The organism is Methylobacterium sp. OAE515, assembly GCF_041806315.1.
Lineage (GTDB): Bacteria > Pseudomonadota > Alphaproteobacteria > Rhizobiales > Beijerinckiaceae > Methylobacterium > Methylobacterium tardum.
In genome coordinates this window covers 6,119,792-6,138,203 of the sequence record NZ_JBGMUV010000001.1, presented here as the reverse complement: position 1 = coordinate 6,138,203, position 18,412 = coordinate 6,119,792, and the positions used below count along the sequence as shown (strand labels likewise).

Below are 18,412 nucleotides of genomic sequence, written 5' to 3'. Positions count from 1 at the left end.
AGGCGGGCTCCAGGCAGCGCGGCGTCCTCTGGATAGCCCCTTCCAGGCTCCCGCTGCACTTCCGCACCTCAGGATGAGGCCGGCTGACGGGACCACGTGTTCCCGGCGGGCGCGGTTCAAACCCATCACTGCCCCAGCCGCTCCAGCAGCGCGGGCACGTGGACCTGATCCGCCTTGTAGTTGCCGGTCAGCGTGTACATCACGATGTTGACGCCGCCGCGGAACGCCATCTCGCGCTGGCGCTGGTCGCCGCCGACAACCGGGTAGAGCGGCTCGCCCCGGCGGCCCACCGCCCAGGCGGCGGCGAGATCGTTGCTGGTGATGATGATCGGGCTGACGCCGTCGCCCGCGCGGGCCGGGCGGCGCTCGGCGCCCTCGGCGGCGGGCGGCAGGGCTTCCACCCAGGTCTGGCCGGTGGCGTAGCGGCCCGGGAAGCTGTCCACGAGGTAGAACGCCTTGGTCAGCACGTGGTCGAGGGGCACCGGCTCCAGCTCCGGCACCTCAAGCGTCGCCAGCATCTTGCGCAGATAGGCGGCCTCCGGTGAGGGCGGCCCGCCCGGGCGGGCGGTGAGCGCGTCGCGGGTGTCGAACAGGACCGTGCCGCCGTTGCGCATGAACGCGTCGATCTTGCGGATCGCGGCTTCCGAGGGTTGCGGCCGGCCGGGGGCGATCGGCCAGTAGATCAGCGGATAGAACGCCAGCTCGTCCTTGGCCGGGTCGATCCCGGCCGGCTCGCCGGGCTCCAGGGCGGTGCGGGAGGCCAGCATCTGGGTCAGGCCGGTGAGCCCGGTCCGGCTCGCCTCGTCCACGGCGGCATCGCCCGTGATCACGTAGGCGAGGCGCGTGACCAGCGCCGACTCGATGCCGTTCGGCCGGTTGGCCGGCGGTTCCTCGGCGCGCACCGGCTGTCCGGGCAGCGCCGCGAATACCAGCAGGCCCGCCAGTGCCACGACCGCGGGCCGCCCGCGCAGGCGGGCCGCCAGCCCAGCACGGCGCAGGAAGCCGCCGAGCCACAGGCCCGCCAGGGTGTCGAGGGCGAGCAGAAGCAGTGCGAGGGTGAACAGGCTCGGACGCAGGTCCAGGGCCTCGGCCCCGGCGAGCGATCCGGTGCGGGCGCTCGCGAGAGCGGCCGTGTCCAGGGGCTTCAGCCGGTCGTCCGGTTTCAGGGCGTTCACGCTGATGCCTCCGTCCGGCGGCCCGTAGAAGCCCGGCGGGTGTTCGGAATTGGCCCGGTCGGCGTAGTCGGCCGCCACCGCGGTGGCCGAGGCGGGGGGCGAGCCGAGCGCCCCGAACCCGTCCAGCGTCACCCGCGGGGCGAGGACCGGGGCGGCCGCTCGCGCGGCCTCTCCCTGGACCGGCGCCGAGGCGCCGGCCAGCGCCACGACGCGCCGGAGCATGTCGATGAACAGCCCGGAGAGCGGCAGGTTCGACCACGTCGTGTCGGCGGTGACGTGGAACAGCACGATCGTGCCCTGGCCGCGCTTCTGCGCGGTCACGATCGGGGTGCCGTCCTGGAGCGATGCCCAGGTCCGGTTCGGCAGGTCGCCATCCGGCTCGGCCAGGATCTGCCGGCGCACGCCGATATCGGCCGGCGGCGTCAGGCCCGCGAACGGGCTCTCGGGCGGGAAGGGGGCCAGGGTCTTGGGACTGTCCCAGGAGAGCGTCCCGCCGAGCGTCCGGCCGCCGCGGCGCAGGCGCACCGGCACCAGCGGATCGTTGCCGGCGGCGAGCCGCGGGCCGGCGAAGCGCAGAAGCAGGCCGCCCTCCTTCACGAAGCTCTCGATCCGGGCGGTGGTCTTCTCGTCCAGCGCGCCGACATCGGCCAGCACCAGAACCGAGACCTGATTGTCGAGGAGCTGGTTGATCGAGTCCGCCGTGCCCGTGGCGCCGCGCGGCTCCTGCACGTCCGCGAAGGGCTGGAGCGCGCGGGCGAGGTAGTAGGTCGGCGCCAGCAGGGGCTGGGCCTGGTCGAGGGTGCCGCCGAAGACCAGGCCGACCCGGCGCCGCTTGCCGCGCTCGTCCTGCAGCACCACGGCGCCGGCCGAGCGCTCGCCCGCGATCTCCAGCCGGCTGATGCTGTTGCGCAGCTCAACGGGCATCTCGAAGGTCGCGTCCGCTTCGGTGGCATCGGCCGCGAAGGCGAAGTCGCGCTCGGCGAGCGGCAGGCCCTTCTGGTCCAGCGCCCGGATCACGCCGGAGTCGCGCCCGTTCGGCACGGCCCGCAGGGCGTGGGTGACGAGCTTGCCGGCATTCTCGGTGGCGGTGGCGGTGAGGGCCAAAGCCGGCGGCCTGTCGGCGCGCAGGATGGTGAGCGCGGCGCCGCTGCCGCCGACGAGGTCGGCGAGGCCCTTGGCGAAGCGCTCGTCGCTGGCGCCGGCGACACCGTCGCTGATCCAGACGAGTCCGGCCCCCTGGTTCTTCTCCAGGAAGGCGCCGATGGTCGCGAGATGCGCGTCCCGGGCGGGCAGGATCGGACGCGGCGCGAGGGCGCGCAGCCGCTCAAGCGCGGCGGCCGGCGTCTTCGCCTCGAAGGCTGCGGGCGCATCCGCCAGCCCGATCACCGCCACGGGCCGGCCGTCGCGGGCGGCGCCCTCCACGGCGTCGGTGGCGACGCGCAGCCGGTCGCGCCAGTCGTGGGCGGCGGGAAAGCCGTTGTCGAGGAGCACGAGGAGGGCCGTGCGGCCGCCCCCGGCCCCGACGCCCCCGGCGTTCCAGACCGGGCCGGCGACCGCCAGGATCAGGGCGGCGGCGATCAGCAACCGGAGGATCAGCAGCCAGGGCGGCGTCCGGGCCGGCGTCTGCCGCTGCGGGATCAGGTCTGCGACGAGCTTGAGCGGCGGGAAGTTGATCCGCCGCGGGCGCGGCGGGGTCACCCGCAGCAGGAACCACAGGGCGGGAAGGCCGATCAGGGCGGCGAGCGCCAGAGGCGCCGCGAAGGTCAGACCCAGCATGCCGGCCTCACTCCGTGCCGCGGGCGGCGATCAGCGTGGCGAGCCGGAGGGCCGCCTCGCTCGCCGGCCGGTCGGTGCGGTGGATCGTCAGCGTCCAGCCCTGGCTGCGGGTGATGGCGGCCAACGCGGCCCGATGCTCGGCGATCCGGGCGCGGTAGCGCACGCCCCAGGCGTCGGCGTCGCCGATATCGAGGCTGAGGCTGCCTTCAAGGTCGTGCAGCACGGCCTGTCCGGTGAACGGGAAGGTCTCCTCGATCGGATCGACGATCACCAGGAGATGGCCGCGGCTGCCGCGGCCGGCGAGGCTCTGCACGGAGCCGGCGATCCGGTCCGGCGCGGTCAGGAAGTCGCCGATCAGCACCACCTCGTCGAAGCGGGCGGGGCTCGCCCGGGGCGGCAGGTCCTCGGTCAGGCCGGCTTTGTCCGCCACCAGCGCCTGCGCCAGCCGCTCGACGATCCCGCGGGACGCGGTCGCTCGGGTCAGCCCGAGAAGGCCCACGCGCTCGCCGCCGTCCACGAACGCGTCGGCGAGCCCCAGCCCCAGGATGAGCGCGCGCTCGACCTTCGGTGCCGATGCCAGGTCCGAGGAGAAGCCCATGGAGGCCGAGCGGTCGATCCACAGCCAGATGTTGTGAGCGGCCTCCCATTCGCGTTCGCGCACGTAGAGCCGGTCGTCCCGGGCCGAGCGGCGCCAGTCGACCCGGGCGGCGGCCTCGCCGGTGACGAAGGGTCGGAACTGCCAGAAGCTCTCGCCCGGCCCGGCGCGGCGGCGGCCGTGCAGGCCGTGGGCCAGTAGGCTCGACACGCGGCGCGCCTCCAGGACGAGGCGGGGCATCTTGTCGGAGAGGGCGGTCGCGCCCTCGCTCTCGCGCCGGCCGGGGATGCGCCTGCCGGCGTCGAGGGCGTTCGTCTCGACCAAGATCAGAGCTTCTCCGCGAGCTTGGCGATCAGGCTCTCGATTGTCTCGCCGTCGGCCCGGGCGGTGTAGCTCAGCGCCATGCGGTGCTTGAGCACCGGCTCGGCCAGCGCCTTCACGTCGGCCACGGACGGCGCGACCCGGCCCTCGATCAGCGCCCGGGCGCGGGCGGCGAGCGTGAGCGCCTGGCTGGCGCGGGGGCCGGGGCCCCAGAGGAGCTTGTCCTTCACGATCGCGTCGCCGCTGTCGGGTCTCGCCGCACGGACGAGGTCGAGGATCGCCTCGACCACGGCCTCGCCCACCGGCAGCCGGCGCACGAGGCGCTGGGCGGTGAGCAACTGCTCGGTGGACATCACCGCGCGCGGGCGCGCCTCGTCGACACCGGTGGTCTCGATCAGGATCCGGCGCTCGGCGGCGCGGTCGGGGTAGCCGACGTCGATCTCCAGGAGGAAGCGGTCGAGCTGCGCCTCGGGCAGCGGGTAGGTGCCCTCCTGCTCGATCGGGTTCTGGGTCGCCAGGACGTGGAACGGCCGGGGCAGGTCGTGGCGGGCGCCCGCCACCGAGACGTGGCCCTCCTGCATGGCCTGGAGCAGGGCCGACTGCGTGCGCGGGCTCGCCCGGTTGATCTCGTCGGCCATCAGGAGCTGGGTGAAGACCGGTCCCTGCACGAACCGGAAGGCGCGGCGGCGGTCGGCATCCTCCTCCAGGATCTCTGTGCCGAGGATGTCGGACGGCATCAGGTCCGGTGTGAACTGCACGCGCCGCGCGTCGAGGCCGAGCACGGTGCCGAGCGTCTCCACGAGCTTGGTCTTGGCGAGGCCCGGCAGGCCGACCAGCAGGCCGTGGCCGCCCGCCAGGATGGTCACAAGGGCGAGATCGACGACCTTCTCCTGCCCGAAGATCACCCCGTGGATCGCCTCCCGCGCCGCGCCGACGGCGGCGAGACAGCTCTCCGCGGTGGCCACGATGCCGTCGTCGAGGGTGGTGGCCGGGCTGATCCCCTGCGTCATGCCGTCATCCATCTCCTGCCCGGGGCCCCGCGGGACCCCGCCGGTCATTCCGACAAGTGTGGGGCTTCTGATACCGGGCTGGCAAGGTCGGGATCGCCGCACGCCGAATCGCGGCCGGAGCTGGCGCACGGCGCCGCGGCCCTGTTCCGGACCGCGCCGCTCACCGGCGACGGCGATGAGGCCGGGCGCGGGGCGCCTCGCCCGCTGCTCCGTGGCTCGACGATCGACGGCGCCACCTCGGGACCGGCCGGGCCCCTATTGTCCCGGCATCGTCAGGACCAGCGGACCGCTGCGCGTGGCGACGACGGTGTGCTCGTACTGGACCGTCGGCGCCTTCGGCCGGCTGTAGAGGGTCCAGGGATCGTCGCCGTCCTCGGCGAACTCGGCGCCCAGAGACAGGAACGGCTCGACGGTGAACACCAGCCCCTCCGTCATGATCCGGCGCTCGGAGGCGTCGGGCCAGGTCGCGATCTCCGTCGGCTCCTCGTGGAGCGACAGGCCGACGCCGTGGCTGGCGAGGTTGCGCACCAGCGTGTAGCCGTTCTTGCGCGCGAAGTCGCCGACTGCCTGGCCGATCCCCGCCAGCGGCTTGCCGGTGCCGACCTGGCGCAGGCCCGCCCACATCGCCCGGCGCCCGTCCCGGCAGAGCCGCTCGACCCTGCGGGTCACCGGCGGAACGGAGAAGGACGCGCCCGTATCGGCGAAGTAGCCGTCCTTCTCGGCGGAGACATCGATGTTGACCAGGTCGCCCGGCTCGATCCGGCGGTCGCCCGGGATGCCGTGCGCGATCCGCTCGTTGATGCTGATGCAGGTCGCGCCGGGGAAGCCGTAGACCATCTCGGGCGCCGGGCGGGCTCCGGCGGCCTCCATGTATGCGCGTCCGATCCGGTCGAGCTCGCGCTCGGTGATGCCGGGCTCGATGGCCTTGCCCATGATCTCCAGCGCCTCGGCGACGATGCGCCCGATCCGCTTCAGTCCGGCCAGATCATCCTCGCTGGATACGGTCACGGCGTCTCCCTTCGCAAAGCCTCACGCGGCCGAGATCCCGGCGCACCGGAACGGCCGCGTCCCGTGGGCGCGCCCAGGTCCGCGCCCCGCTCGGGTGTTCGGACACCGGACAGGCGCGCGCCAGCCCGGCCGGCCGGAGCAGGGTCGGGCCGTAGGCGCGGATCCCGCTCCGGCACGGGCCGGGAAAGCGCTCAGATTTTCCCTTCGAGGCCCATCGTGTAGTACTTGTGGACGATCTTCTCCTGGTTCTCCAAGAGCCAGTCGATCGACGGCTCGTTGGTCATCGCCTTGCGGATCGCCTCGGTCATGCCCTTGCGCTGGATCTCGAACAGCGCCTTGTGGTCGACAGTCTGGGCCTCGATTACGCCGGGGCTCAGCCAGACCGAGCAGATGATGCCGAGATCGTTGGCCTTCTCCTTCGGGATGTAGCCCGCCCGCACGGCGTCGAGCACGCCGTTGGCGATGGCGAACTGCACCGTGCCCATCAGGATCGACGTGTACTTGCTCTCGGTCACGCTGACCTTGGAGACGCACAGGGTCACCGGGCGGACCATGATGTCGGTGTTCAGCAGCGCGAAGACGCGGCTGTGGCCCACCACCTGATCGCCGGTCAGCGTCGCCAGGGCCGTTCCGACCGGCCCGTCGAGCTCGCCGATGATGACTTCCGGCTCGGACGCCGTGTTGGGCGGCCCGCCCGCCACCAGGGCTTCGCCGGCGCGGAGGATGATGCGTTCACTCATGACGGTAGGCTCCATCGGTTGCGGCACGAAGGGGAGGGCGTGTCCGGCGGCGTCCCGGCGGGCAGCCCGTCCCCGGGGGTGAGATCAGCCACCGGGCTGCTCTGCTTGCAGGCACGCTGTGCAGTCGCGCTGCGTTGCCGTGAGCGCGCCTCGTATACGAACGCGAGGCCGCGCGGATAGGCGACGCGCGGATTTTCCCGGGACCGTGCCGCGCCTCCGGCCTCGGCCCGGCGCAGCGCCCGGGTCTTGGCGCGGGCGGGCTGGACCATTAGGAAGGCGCCTGAGCCGGCGCCGGTCGTGCCCGCGACTGCCGGCCGAACCCCTTGATGTCTCTCGCGGATCGCGGCGTGGGCAGCTTTGCGGGCTTCCCGCGTATCCGGACCATGTCATGCGCCTTCGAGATGTGTTCGCTGCCGGGTCGTCCGAGAAGGCCGGCCTCGCCAGGGCCGCGCAATCCCTCGCACGGCCGCTCACCCGTCGCCTGAAGCGGGACCGCCGCAGCGGGCCGCGGCAGGCCGACCTCGTCCGGGCCGTGAAGGAATCGGGCCTGTTCGACGCGGCCTGGTACGCGCGGCGCTACCCGGATGTCGCCACCGAGGGGATCGATCCCGCGACCCATTACGCCGTCCACGGCGGACGCGAAGGCCGCTGGCCGCACCCGCTGTTCCACGGCGACCGGTACCTCGCGGCGAACCCGACCCTGCGCGCCGAGGGCATCAACCCGCTCCTGCACTACGTCGAGCGCGGCGCGGCGGCCGGGCAGGCGCCGAACCCGCTGTTCGATCCCGACTGGTACGCCGAGCGGTATCTCGGCGGCCGGGCGGCGCGCGCGCGCGCCCTGTTCCATTTCCTGGAGAGCGGTGAGACCGACCCGTCGCCCGCCTTCGACACGGCGTGGTACCGTGCCCGCTATCCCGATGCCCGGCGCGAGCCGATCAACGCCCTCGTCCACTACATCACGGTCGGGAAGCAGCAGGGCTACCTGCGCAATGCCGAGGAACTCGCCAGCCTATCCCGCCACGTCGAGCTGATCTGGCGATCCGGGCTGTTCGACGCCGCGTATTACCGCGATCGCTGTCCCGAGGCCGAGACCAGCGGCCTCGAGCCGCTGGAGCATTACGTGATGGCCGGCGGCTACCGCCGTCACGCACCGCACCCGCTGTTCGATCCGGACTGGTACGCCGCCCAGGCGCCCGAGATCGTACCGGAGAGCCTCAATCCGCTGGTCCATTTCCTGGAGCACGGTGCCGCCGACGGGCACGATCCGGGCCCGTGGTTCGACACGCGCTGGTACCGCGCGGCCTACCTCGCCGACGATGCGGCGACGAACCCGCTCGCCCATTTCCTCGCGGATGGCGGCCGCACCACCAGCCCGTCGCCCCGCTTCGACGCGCCCTGGTACCTCACGGAATACCCGGAGGCCGCGGCGCGCGGACTGAACCCGCTGGTTCACTACATCCAGTACGGCATCGGCCAGGGGAAGCGGACCCGCTGCGTCGCGGGCACCGCGGGATCCGGGGATCCGGCCCAGGCGCCGCTCGTCTGCCTGAAGCGCGGACCGCGCCGGCATGCCCGCACCGCCCTGTTCATCACGCATTCCGGCAACGGCCGCATCAAGGGCCATGTCGAGCCGTACCTGCGCGCCTTCATCGAGAACGACGCCGACGTGGTGCTGATCGTCGCAGCCGACCAGCGCAAGACGGTCGTGCCGCAGGCGCTGATCGACCTGTGCGCCTCGGTCTACGTGCGCGAGAACGGCGGCTTCGACTTCGCCGCCTGGGCGCATGTGCTGGCCGAGGACGGCGAGCTGCTGGACGCGGACACGCTCTACCTGGTCAACGACAGCCTCGTCGGTCCCCTCGACCGCGACGCCTTCGCCGGCATCCTGGCCCGGATCGATGGCTGCTCGGAGGAGGTCGTCGGCCTGCTCGACAACTTCTACTACAGTGACCACCTGCAGAGCTTCTTCCTGGCGCTGAAGCGGCGCTGCCTGTCATGCTACGGCTTCAACCAGTACATGCAGGCGATCCGGAGCTGGCCGGACAAGAACGTCGTCATCACCGAGTACGAGTTGACCTTCTCGGCCCGGATGCGCGCGGCGGGCATGAACACGCGGGCCCTGTTCTCCACCCGCAACCGGCACACGACCCTGGTGAACGATCCGCGCAACAACCGCGCTCTGTTCGACTGGGAGAACCTGCTGGGGCAGGGCTTCCCGTTCGTGAAGCGCTCGCTTCTCGGCGAGCACGCGGCGCTCGGCGGAAAGCCGTTGCGGAAGGCGCTCGAGGAGTCGGGGTTCGACCTCGACCGCCTGGAGCCGACCTACGCAACCCCGGGCGCCAGGGTCTGGGCAGACCTGGCGCGGCCGACGCGCGCCGCCGGACCGCCCCGCGTGACCTTCGTGAGCCCGACCAACTACGCCAACGGTCTCGGTGTGGCGGGCCGCGGCTACGCCCGGGCGATCCACCGGACGCCCTGGCAGGTGAACCTGCACCCGCTCGAAGTGCCGTTCCACGTCCACGCGCGCGTCGCGCCGGGCTGGCAGGCCGAGACCTTCGCGGGACCGGCCGACGTGGCCGTGGTCCATCTCAACGGCGAAACCTGGACCTCGCTGATGAGCCCGCGCCAGCAGGCGATCGTCGCGCAGGCGCGCCGGAAGGTTGGGCTGTTCGTCTGGGAGACCTCCTACGTCCCGGAGGACTGGCTTCGGACCGTCGACGGCCTCGACGCGATCTGGACCCCGACCGAGTTCTGCGCCGACATCTTCCGGTCGATCACCGACATCCCGGTCGAGATCGTGCCGCACGTCGTCGAGAACGAGCCCGGGGAGCCCGCGAGCGCTGTGGCCAAGGCCCGCCTGCGGGCGAGCTTCTCGATCGACCCGGCCAAGCGGCTGATCCTCTACGCCTTCGACGGCTCGAGCTATCTCGCCCGCAAGAACCCGCACGCGCTGATCCGGGCCTTCCGCGCCGCCGGGCTCTCGAAGAGCGGCTGGCAGCTCGTGCTCAAGACCAAACACGTCTTCGACCTTCCCGGCGAAGGCAAGCGGCTCCTCGAGCTCGTGGGCACGGGCGGAGATGTGGTCGTGATCGATCAGCCGCTCTCGGCGCGGGAGCTCGCGATCCTGTTCGAGACCTGTGACGTCTATGCCTCCTCGCATTCCTCGGAGGGCTTCGGCCTGACGATCGCGGAGGCCATGGAGATGGGCAAGGTCGTGGTCGCCACCGATTTCGGCGGCAGCCGCGACTTCCTCGACGCGACCTGCGGTTTCCCGGTCCGGGCCGACATCGTCGCCCTTGAGGATTCGTACGGCCCCTATCTCAAAGGCTCGACCTGGGGACGCGTCGATGAGGACGATCTCGCGCGTGCCCTGAACGCCGCTGCGGCTGCGGTGACGAGCGGCGAGGCGCAGCGGATCGGCGCGGCGGCCAAGGCTCGGATCCGGGAGCGCCTGTCGGCCGCCGCCGTTGCCGCCGCAATGGAGGCGAGCCTCGCCCGCCTCCTGGCCGAATGACCGCCGGACATCCGGCCCCCTCGCTGAGACCGATCACGATGCGCAGCCATTCGGCCCCCTCGCCAGCCTGGGAGGCGATCGCCTGGGGGGCGCCCGCCGACCCCAAGGCGGCCGGGCCCAACGCGAACACGCCGGTCGTGCCGATCCTCCTCGACGCGGACCTTCAGCCTTTCGACACGCGCCCGCTCGCCGCGGACTCGATCGAGCGGACGGACGGCGCGGTGTTCCTGGTCGCGCCGGCGACCGCCACGCCCTGCCCGGATGTGCTCGAGCGGATCCGCGCGGCTCTGTCTGCGCGGCCCGACATCGGCATCTTCTACGGCGATGACGCCGTCATCGACGCCGAGGGCTTGGTGACGAGCGTCCACTGCAAGCCGGCCTTCAATCCGGGCCTGCTGATGGCGGACGACTATGTCGGCTTCCCCCTGATCATCCGCGCCTCGGTGCTCGCCGCCGTGACGCCCACCTTCGGCCGGCGCGAAGGGAACGCCGCGTGGTTCGCCTTTTGCCTGGACGCGCTCTCGGCCGGGATCGGCCTCGACCGCATCCCGCACACGCTGCTCGCCTCGCCCCTCGCTCGCCCGAAGGCCGGGCGCAAGGCCCGCGCCCGTGTCCTGGAGCGGTGGTTCCGCGCCGCCGGCCAGCCGCTCAAGACGGCGGCCGGGCTCACGCCGGACACGCTGGAGGTCCGGCGAACGCTCAGCGATCCGCCTCCGGTGACTCTGGTGATCCCGACCGCTCAGAGCCGGCCCAAGGACGGCGACGGCGTTCCCAACGACCGGCCGCACATCGTCCAGCTCCTGGACAGCCTCGCGCGCAGCACCTACCCGGCCAACCGGATCACCGTGCTGATCGGCGACGACCGCGAGGACGACGCGATCTATCGGGGACGCGCCGACCGTTTCACGGTCAAGCGCATCGACACGCGTCGTCCCGCGGGCGAGCCGTTCAACTATGCCGCCAAGATGAACCGGCTGTGGCGCGCCGCCGAAACCGACCTGATCATCCTGATGAACGACGACCTCGTCGTCCGCCGCCGCGGATGGATCGAGGCCTTGCTGACCTTCGCTATGGACCAGGGCGTCGGCGGGGTCGGCGGACGGCTGCTGTTCCCGGACGGGACGATCCAGCACGCCGGCATGACCGGCGGCATCTTCGGCGTCTTCGCTCATCCCTGGTACAAGCGGCCGGCGGCGGAGCGGACCTACGCGGACTGGGCGCTCACCCAGCGCGACTGCTCGGCCGTGACCGGGGCGCTGTTCGCCACCCGCAAGGCCGTGCTGGAGGCCGTCAACGGCTTCGACGAGGGCTTCGCCCTCGACTTCAACGACGTCGATCTCTGCCTGAAGCTGCGCCTGCTCGGCTATCGCATCGTCTACACGCCGTTCGCCGAGATGGCGCACCATGAGAGCGCGTCGCGGACGACCAACTTCGCCCCTGGCTCGCAGACAGCGCGCTTCCTGCGCCGCTGGCACGATGTGCTGGCGGAAGATCCCTCCTACAGCCCGCAGCTGCGCACCGACACCGACGTGGTCGCCCCGCGGGCCGACGCAACCCGCTGGATCACGGAGCGCGGGACCGGAGCGGCCGCCGGGCGCTGACCCGCTCGCGCCGGCGATGGGATCCGCCAGTGCGCAACGGAGGCTGCGAACGCTCGCGGACATCCGGAGCATCGCGAGGTCTGAACGAGCGCGATCGTCGGGAGGTGGAATTAAGGCAAACACACAAAGATTGCATGGATGCGCCGTTTCAGGCTGTCCGGCCACTATTCGATGGGAGATGAAGCACGGACACTGCTGTCATCGTTCAAGGATGTCTTGAGCGCGGCGTGCCGGAGCTGACCGTGAAGAAGATCGCCCTCGTCGCCGTCCTCCTGCTGGCGGCCGGTGCCTATGCGGAGATCCGGCTCCACGAGCAGGGGCGTCCCGTCTCCGGGACCACGATCAAGCCCGGGATCGCCGCCTTCAGCCCTGCGCCGATCCCGGCCGACTGGGTCGTCTCAGGTAGTCCCGTCACCGAAGTGGCAGAGGTCTCGCAGACCCACGACGGGAGCGCGCATGTCTATCTCTGGCGCACCACCGCGAGCGCGTTCCGCTGGACCCACCACGCCGACGAGATCATCACCATCCTCGATGGTGACGTCTTCATCACCGGCGCGGATGGCGAGCGCCGGCATCTCACAGCGGGCGATGTGGCGCATTTCCCGATCGGGTCCGTCCAGCTCTGGGAGGTCCCCAAGAACCTCCTGAAGTCGGCGATCCTCAAGCACCAGAGCCCCACTTTGGTCGAGGCCTCGATGCGCTGGATGCGCCGGGCCCGCGCCCTCGTCGCCGGCTGAGAGCCTGAGCGGATCTGCCCGCAGCCGTCGTGGTGCGATGATGCGCTGATCCGGGAGGCCCTACAGCGCCTCCCCCCGCATCAGCCGCGGCCGCGACCCCCGCGAGGCGGCCGCCTCGCCGATGAAGAAGCGCTTGAGGCCGGGCAGCCGGTCCACGATCCCGAGGCCCAGGTCGCGGGCGAGCCGGAGCGGCAGGGCGTCGTTCGAGAACAGACGGTTCAGCCCGTCCGTCGCCGCCGCCATGGCGAAGCTGTCGAACCGGCGCGCACGCTCGTAGGCGCGCAGAACGTCCGGGCTGCCCGGGTCGAGGCCGAGGCGCAGCGCGCCCGTCATCGCCTCGGCCAAGGCTGCCGCGTCGGCGAGGCCGAGATTGAGGCCCTGGCCGGCGATCGGGTGGATGACGTGGGCGGCATCCCCCAGCAAAGCGAGCCGCTCGGCGCGGAACGCCCGCGCGATGCCGAAGGCCAGCTTGTGCCGGCTCGGGCCATGTTCCAGCGCGAGGGCGCCAAGGTCCAGGGTGAACCGGCGCTCGATTTCGGCCAGCACCTCGTCGGGCGCCCCGGAGAGCAGGGCCTCGGCCGTGTCCGACCGCTCGGTCCAGACGATGGAGGAGCGATGGCCCAGGGCGCCGCCGTCGCGCAGCGGCAGGATCGCGAAGGGGCCGGCAGGCAGGAAATGCTCGAAGGCGCGGCCCGCATGCGGCCGGGCATGGCCGATGGTCGCCACGATCCCGACCTGCGGATAGGACCAGCCGACCCAGCCGATGCGCGCGGCCTCGCGCAGGCGCGAGCGCGCGCCGTCGGCGGCCACCAGCAGGTCGCCGCGCAGGCTGTCGCCGGTCGTCAGCACCGCGCGGATCGTGGCGCCCTCCGGCGCGGCCCGCACCACACCCGCCGTCACGAAGGACACGCCCGCCGCCCGGCAGGCCTCCACCAGCGCCGCAGCCAGGGGTTCGGCCTCGACCATGTGGGCGAAGGGTTCGTCGGCCGCGCGGGGCTCCTCGTCCTCGCGCCCGAAGGTGAGGAAGACGGGCCGGACCGGATCGGCGAGACGGCTGTCACTGATCACCATCTCGGTGATCGGCTCGGACGCCTCCGCGACGCGGGGCCACAGACCGAGCTGCCCCAGCATCCGGCGCCCGCCGGCCGCGACGGCGTAGGCGCGGCCGCGGTGCCGCGCGGGATCCGCGGCGCCCGGGTCGATCACCGTCACGGCGAGCGCCGGGCCGTGGGCCTGCTTGAGGGCCAGCGCCAAGGCGAGGCTCGGCAGGCCGCCGCCGGCGATCAGGAGGCTGCGGCTGCCGGGGCGGGGCATCTCGGCCGTCATGGGGCAGATCTCCGGTGTGTCGCGCGCGTGCGGGACGCGTGGATTGGTTCGTCCGAAAAGCCTATGTCGCACGCGGGCAACGAACGGAAACCCCGCGGGTCATGACGGACGCCAATACCGACGCGATGACGGACGCCGTCGCCGAGCTGATCGCCATCCTCGACCTGGAGCGGCTGGAGGTCGATCTCTTCCGGGGTCAGAACCCCAAGACCGGCTGGCGCCGGGTCTTCGGCGGTCAGGTCGTCGCGCAGGCCCTGGTCGCCGCGACCCGGACGGTGCCGGACGACCGCCCGGCCCACTCGCTGCACGCGTATTTCATGCTCCCGGGCGATCCCCGGACCCCCATCGTCTACGAGGTCGAGCGTATCCGGGACGGCCGGAGCTTCACCACGCGCCGGGTCAAGGCGATCCAGCACGGGCGTGCGATCTTCGCCACGACGGTCTCCTACCAGGTCGCCGAGGAGGGCCTCACGCACCAGCCCGCGATGCCGGCGGTGGCGGGGCCGGAGGGTCTCCTCGACGGCAAGGCGCTGGCGGAGGCGGGCGGGACCGGCATGCCGGAGGCGATCGCCGCCTATTTCGGCCGCGAGCGCCCGATCGACCTGCGCCCGGTCGACCTCAACCGCTACATCCCCGCTCAGGCGGGCGGACGGCCTCCCGAGCCGGTCTTCAATGTCTGGCTGCGCGCAGCCTCGGCGCTTCCGGACGATCCGGCCCTGCACCGGGCGGTGCTGGCCTACGCCTCCGATATGACCCTGCTCGACGTCTCGCTGATCCCGCACGGGCGCTCGGTGTTCGACCCCGCCATCCAGGCGGCGAGCCTCGACCACGCGCTCTGGTTCCACCGACCCGTGAAGATCGACGAGTGGCTCCTCTACGCGCAGGACAGCCCGGTTGCCGGGGGCGCCCGCGGCTTCGCCCGCGGGCAGATCTTCGACCGGGCCGGCAACCTCGTGGCCTCGGTCGCGCAGGAGGGACTCGTCCGCCGAATCGGGGATTAAAACACGTTCTGACGCGTGTGTTGCTGGCCTGCAACGCGGCTCGGTGCATCGATTTGAGCAGTTTGCCCATCGGCTGAGCGGCATCTCCCGCCACGTTGCCTCGGATCTGGCCGTTGCGGGCTAATCCGTGGGCAGAAGCGCGATCCGGGAAAATGTTCCCGGTCCAGCCCCTCTGGCATAGTCCTTGAATAGCGGCCTTCGACCGCGGGCCATCCCGAGCCTGCGGACGATCCGGGCCGGGTCGTCCTGCAAGTCGGGCGACGGCAACGGTTCCCAAGGATTGCGAAGGGGGCGTCGCCCATGAAAATCGTGATGGCCATCATCAAGCCGTTCAAGCTCGAGGAGGTCCGCGATGCGCTGACCGGTATCGGCGTGCACGGCCTGACGGTGACGGAGGTGAAGGGTTACGGCCGGCAGAAGGGCCATACCGAGATCTACCGCGGCGCCGAGTACGCGGTGAGCTTCCTGCCCAAGCTGAAGATCGAGGTTGCCGTCGCCTCCGACCTGACGTCGAGCGTGATCGACGCCATCGCGGGCGCGGCCCGGACCGGCCAGATCGGTGACGGCAAGATCTTCGTGATGCCGCTGGAGAAGGCGGTGCGCATCCGGACCGGCGAGACCGACGCCGACGCCCTCTGACCGGACGCCGTCCGAGTCCACGCCCGGCGCGCCGGGCCCGCAGAGCTTCATGCCTTTCTGACACAACGCGAATTCCGACCGGGAGCCACGTGCCCATGAAACTTCGTCATGCCCTCATGCTCGGCTTGGGAGGGGCGGCGATCGCCGCCCTCCTGATCGAGCCGTCTCTCGCGCAGACGCCGACGCCGGAGGCGGCCTCGCCGCCGCCGTCCCCGATCCCCAACAAGGGCGACACGGCCTGGATGATGATCTCGTCGGCCCTGGTGCTGATGATGTCGGTCCCGGGCCTCGCGCTGTTCTACGGCGGCCTCGTCCGCACCAAGAACATGCTGTCGGTGCTGACCCAGGTCTTCGCGATCGTGTCGATCGTCGGCCTGCTCTGGGTGTTCTACGGCTACAGCCTCGCCTTCACCAACGGCGGCGGCCTCAACGACTTCGTCGGCGGATTCTCGAAGGCCTTCCTGAAGGGCATCGACGCCAACTCCACCGTGGCGACCTTCTCGAACGGCGTCGTGATCCCCGAATACGCCTATCTGTGCTTCCAGATGACGTTCGCGATGATCACCCCCGCGCTGATCGTCGGCGCCTTCGCCGAGCGGATGAAGTTCTCGGCTCTGGTGGTGTTCACGATCCTCTGGGTCACGGTCATCTACTTCCCGATGGCCCACATGGTCTGGTACTGGGGCGGCCCGGACGCCGTCGGCAACGCCGCCAAGGCGCTGGCCGCCGCCACCGACGACGCCTCGAAGGCGACCGCCCAGGCGGCCCTCGATGCGGTCAACAAGGATGCCGGCTTCCTCTTCCAGAAGGGCGCCCTCGACTTCGCCGGCGGCACCGTGGTCCATATCAACGCGGGCATCGCCGGCTTCGTCGGCTGCCTGATCATGGGCAAGCGCATCGGCTACGGCCGCGACCTGCTCGCCCCGCACTCCCTGACCATGACGATGATCGGCGCCTCGCTGCTCTGGGTCGGCTGGTTCGGCTTCAACGCCGGCTCGAACCTCGAGTCCAACGGCACCGCCGCCCTCGCCATGCTCAACACCTTCGTGGCGACCTGCGGGGCCGCGGTGGCGTGGCTGTTCGCCGAGTGGGCTCTCAAGGGCAAGCCGTCGCTGCTCGGCATGCTGTCGGGCGCGGTTGCCGGCCTCGTCGCCGTCACCCCGGCCTCCGGCTTCGCCGGCCCGATGGGCTCGATCGTGCTCGGCCTCGTCGCCGGCGTGGTCTGCTTCGTGATGTGCTCCACCGTGAAGAACGCGCTGGGCTACGACGACTCGCTGGACGTGTTCGGCGTCCACTGCATCGGCGGCATCCTGGGCGCGCTGGCGACCGGCATCCTGGTCGACCCGAACCTCGGCGGTGTCGGCATCCCCGACTACACCTCGAAGCCGGGCGAGCTGGCGGTCGGTGCCTACGACATGATGAGCCAGCTCATCATCCAGGCGGAGGCGGTCGGCCTGACGCTCCTGTGGTCGGGCATCGGCTCGGCGATCCTCTACAAGCTCGTCGATGTAACGATCGGCCTGCGGGTGACGCAGGAGGAGGAGCGCGAGGGTCTCGACATCGCCGATCACGGCGAGCGCGCCTACAATTACTGAGACGGGCGGCGCGGCCCCGCGGGGTCGCGTCCATGCAAAGGAAAACCCCGGCTCCGAAAGGGCCGGGGTTTTTACGTCAGGCCGTCATCGCTTTGCTCCGCTCGCGATGACGATACGGGGCGGCGACCGGGCATCGCCCGCAAAGCGTTTACGCCGCCTGCGTCAGCGCCGCCTTCTCCTCGGCAAAAGCCCAGTCGAGCCAGGGCGTCAGCGCTTCCAGATCCGAGGTCTCGACCGTGGCGCCGCACCAGATCCGCAGGCCCGCCGGGGCGTCGCGGTAGGCGCCGATGTCGAGGGCCACACCCTCTCGCTCGAGGCGCTCGACGATCCCCGCCGCGAAGGCCGAGACCGCCGCGTCGCCCCGGGCGAGCACGTCCGGATCGGCGACCACGAGGCAGACGCCGGTGTTCGAGTAGGTGGCGGGATCGACCGCGAGGGGCGCGATCCAGGGCGTCCGTGCGACCCAGTCGTAGATCACCTTGGCATTCGCATCCGCCCGCGCGTGGAGCGCCGTCAGGCCGCCGATTCGCTCGGCCCAGCCCAACGTGTCGAGGTAATCCTCCACCGCCAGCATCGAGGGCGTGTTGATCGTGTCGCCCTTGAAGATGCCCTCGATCAGCGTGCCGTCCTTGGTGAGGCGGAAGACCTTCGGCAGCGGCCAGGACGGCGTGTGGCTCTCCAGCCGCGCCACGGCGCGGGGCGAGAGGATCAGCATGCCGTGCGCCGCCTCGCCGCCCATCACCTTCTGCCAGGAGAAGGTCACGACATCGAGCTTGTCCCAGGGCAGGGGCTGCGCGAAAGCGGCCGAGGTGGCGTCGCAGATCGTCAGACCCGCGCGGTCCGCCGCGATCCAATCGTCGTTCGGCACCTTCACGCCGGCCGCTGTCCCGTTCCAGGTGAAGACCACGTCGCTGTTCTTCGTGTCGATCGCCCCGAGGTCCGGCAGGGTTCCGTAGGGCGTCTGGTGGATGCGGGGCGCGATCTTGAGCTGCTTCAGCGCGTCCGTGACCCACTCCTTGCCGAACGCCTCCCAGGCGGCGACCTCGACCGGCTTCGGCCCCAGCATCGTCCACATCGCCATCTCGACGGCTCCGGTATCGGAGGCGGGCACGATGCCGATCCGATAATCGGCGGGCACCTGCAGGACCGTCCGCGTCAGGTCGATCGCCCGGCCGAGCTTGGCCTTGCCGATGGGGGAGCGGTGCGACCGACCCAGAGCGGCATCGGCCAGGGCGGCCGGGGTCCAGCCCGGACGCTTGGCGCAGGGGCCGGAGGAGAAATGGGGCACGCGCGGTCGCTGCGCGGGGCGGCTGGTCATGACGAATCCATCCTTGCAGAGGGGCGCGCCTCGGCGGGGAAGCGTTCCCGATCCCG

Annotated in this window: 13 protein-coding genes; 6 read left to right on the top strand and 7 right to left on the bottom strand. The window is 71.4% G+C overall.

Annotation, left to right across the window (positions count from 1 at the left end):
• Positions 1-125 precede the first annotated feature (125 nt).
• The 5 genes from ABIE45_RS29830 to ABIE45_RS29810 form a co-directional block, all read right to left on the bottom strand.
• Positions 126-2,951: a DUF4159 domain-containing protein gene (locus tag ABIE45_RS29830; protein ID WP_192707898.1), complete on the bottom strand. Its 2,826-nt coding sequence runs from the start codon at positions 2,949-2,951 to the stop codon at positions 126-128.
• Between the two features lie 7 nt (positions 2,952-2,958).
• Positions 2,959-3,870: a DUF58 domain-containing protein gene (locus ABIE45_RS29825; protein ID WP_192707899.1), complete on the bottom strand. Its 912-nt coding sequence runs from the start codon at positions 3,868-3,870 to the stop codon at positions 2,959-2,961.
• A 2-nt stretch (positions 3,871-3,872) separates the two neighbouring features.
• The gene (locus ABIE45_RS29820; protein ID WP_192707900.1) at positions 3,873-4,877 is read right to left on the bottom strand and encodes a MoxR family ATPase; all 1,005 of its coding nucleotides are present in this window, start codon (positions 4,875-4,877) and stop codon (positions 3,873-3,875) included.
• Positions 4,878-5,132: 255 nt separating this feature from the next.
• Complete coding sequence (gene map / locus ABIE45_RS29815; protein WP_192707901.1) at positions 5,133-5,885, bottom strand: type I methionyl aminopeptidase; 753 nt, start codon at positions 5,883-5,885, stop codon at positions 5,133-5,135.
• 191 nt (positions 5,886-6,076) lie between these two features.
• Complete coding sequence (locus ABIE45_RS29810; protein ID WP_111473287.1) at positions 6,077-6,625, bottom strand: formaldehyde-activating enzyme; 549 nt, start codon at positions 6,623-6,625, stop codon at positions 6,077-6,079.
• A 388-nt stretch (positions 6,626-7,013) separates the two neighbouring features.
• Between ABIE45_RS29810 and ABIE45_RS29805 the strand changes: the two genes are divergently transcribed.
• The 3 genes from ABIE45_RS29805 to ABIE45_RS29795 all read left to right on the top strand — a co-directional run bounded on the left by ABIE45_RS29805 (position 7,014) and on the right by ABIE45_RS29795 (position 12,477).
• A complete protein-coding gene (locus tag ABIE45_RS29805; protein ID WP_192707902.1) occupies positions 7,014-10,139 on the top strand; it encodes a rhamnan synthesis F family protein in 3,126 nt (1,041 codons plus the stop codon).
• Between the two features lie 38 nt (positions 10,140-10,177).
• Positions 10,178-11,740: a glycosyltransferase gene (locus ABIE45_RS29800; protein WP_192707903.1), complete on the top strand. Its 1,563-nt coding sequence runs from the start codon at positions 10,178-10,180 to the stop codon at positions 11,738-11,740.
• A gap of 227 nt (positions 11,741-11,967) precedes the next feature.
• On the top strand, positions 11,968-12,477 hold the full coding sequence (locus tag ABIE45_RS29795) for a cupin domain-containing protein (RefSeq protein WP_373622806.1): 510 nt from the start codon (positions 11,968-11,970) through the stop codon (positions 12,475-12,477).
• A gap of 60 nt (positions 12,478-12,537) precedes the next feature.
• Here ABIE45_RS29795 and ABIE45_RS29790 read toward each other — a convergent pair whose 3' ends face one another.
• On the bottom strand, positions 12,538-13,803 hold the full coding sequence (locus ABIE45_RS29790) for an FAD-dependent monooxygenase (RefSeq protein WP_192707904.1): 1,266 nt from the start codon (positions 13,801-13,803) through the stop codon (positions 12,538-12,540).
• Between the two features lie 101 nt (positions 13,804-13,904).
• Here ABIE45_RS29790 and tesB point away from each other — a divergent pair, with 101 nt between their 5' ends.
• The 3 genes from tesB to ABIE45_RS29775 all read left to right on the top strand — a co-directional run bounded on the left by tesB (position 13,905) and on the right by ABIE45_RS29775 (position 17,038).
• Positions 13,905-14,804 (top strand): acyl-CoA thioesterase II, encoded by a 900-nt coding sequence (gene tesB, locus ABIE45_RS29785; protein WP_192707905.1) that lies wholly within the window; start codon positions 13,905-13,907, stop codon positions 14,802-14,804.
• Between the two features lie 300 nt (positions 14,805-15,104).
• Complete coding sequence (locus ABIE45_RS29780) at positions 15,105-15,443, top strand: P-II family nitrogen regulator (RefSeq protein WP_010683623.1); 339 nt, start codon at positions 15,105-15,107, stop codon at positions 15,441-15,443.
• A 95-nt stretch (positions 15,444-15,538) separates the two neighbouring features.
• Positions 15,539-17,038 carry an ammonium transporter gene (locus tag ABIE45_RS29775; protein ID WP_091778367.1) on the top strand — a complete coding sequence of 500 codons (1,500 nt, stop codon included), beginning with the start codon at positions 15,539-15,541 and terminating at the stop codon, positions 17,036-17,038.
• 148 nt (positions 17,039-17,186) lie between these two features.
• Here ABIE45_RS29775 and ABIE45_RS29770 read toward each other — a convergent pair whose 3' ends face one another.
• Positions 17,187-18,356, bottom strand: coding sequence for a phosphoserine transaminase (locus ABIE45_RS29770; RefSeq protein WP_192707906.1), 1,170 nt, complete (start codon positions 18,354-18,356; stop codon positions 17,187-17,189).
• Positions 18,357-18,412: the final 56 nt, after the last annotated feature.